Source organism: Vibrio sp. D173a, assembly GCF_030248475.1.
Map to the genome: position 1 here is coordinate 1 of NZ_JAHGAH010000121.1, position 1,433 is coordinate 1,433.

The 1,433-nt window shown below is 40.8% G+C and carries 1 protein-coding gene; it reads left to right on the top strand.

What is annotated here, in order from left to right:
• Positions 1-863: Rpn family recombination-promoting nuclease/putative transposase (locus tag KIV40_RS13600; RefSeq protein ID WP_285349682.1), on the top strand; the 863-nt coding region annotated here is incomplete at its 5' end.
• Positions 864-1,433 lie beyond the last annotated feature (570 nt).

Consider the following 1,433-nt stretch of genomic DNA (forward strand, 5'->3'; position numbering starts at 1 on the left):
TTCACTTACCAGGACACATCAAACAAATCTGCAACCTCGATACGCTCCAGCTTCAATCAGGTTCATTTTTGGAAGATGAGTTAGTGCCGTATTATTCCGATGTACTGTACTCAATGGAAACGGACAGTGGGGTAGGGTATGTGTACGCTTTGATAGAGCATCAAAGCAGCCCAGACAAACACATGGGCTTTCGATTGATGCGGTACGCTATTGCCGCGATGCAACAACACCTTGATGCAGGAAATGAGAAGTTACCTTTAGTCGTACCATTGCTGTTTTACCATGGAAAAACCAGCCCTTACCCATACAGTACGAATTGGTTGGATGAATTTGAAAAACCAGAGATAGCTCAGTTGCTTTATGGTCAATCTTTCCCTTTGGTGGATGTCACCGTGATACCGGATGATGACATCATTCGACATAAACGAGTGGCCTTGCTAGAGCTGGTACAGAAACATGTACGACAAAGAGATTTGTTGGATTTTACAGACACACTGGTTACACTGTTATTAGAGCGTTTAATAACCAGCAAACAGTTAGATAGTTTAGTGGAGTATTTGCTTAGAGTAGGGGAAACATCCAATCTAGAAGATTTGATGCGAACTTTAGCGAAGCAAGTGCCAGAGCATGAGGAACGGTTCATGACAGTAGCAGAACAATTAGAAGCGCGTGGCCGCGAACAAGGTTTAAAACAAGGTCTACAGCAAGGTAGACAAGAAGGAGAAAAATTAGGTCGCAAACAAGGTAGTCAAGAAACCCAACTAGCAATAGCAAAGAAAATGCTTTCAGCAGGCATTGATATATCTCTTATCGCGCAAACGACAGAACTTACTGAAGATGAGATCTCAAAACTCATCAACTAATGATTTAGTTTCATTCCGACATAATGGCGAAGTGTTAATGACATTTCGCCATTTTTTTAACCGCAAATTGTGACGCCGTAACCATTCATTTCATGAGTCGCTGTGCGACGAATACTAAAACGCGCTCACGAAGTGAGTAAGATACGTCCTTCCCGAGCTCTCAAAAGCTTTCTTTTATTCACAGTGATTCCGGTACAAAAATTGCCCTTGGCCTTGCTAGAATGCGCGAGCGTAGCGAGTAAGACTTTTCACGGAACTATGCGTATATGCTCTTTAGCTTCCTGTCGTATGACAAAAGAAATGTTCAGCGCAGCCAGCTAGATATTGGGTCTTGTTTTGTTGTAAGTAATTAAAGCTGGCTGTTGGGGCCCGTCAAAAGCATTTGTTTATTCTGAATTGTACTGTGATGTTAATTGCTTTTGATGGGAGGTTCCTTTGAGCGAAGCGATAGCTTTTTCTTAAATATTTATTCTTATATTAATTTTGCATACGTAGTCTACATATTTATTCTCATAAGAACGGTATGTCTTTAGATGATCTTTTACAGGTAAAATTTACAGTGATATTCTA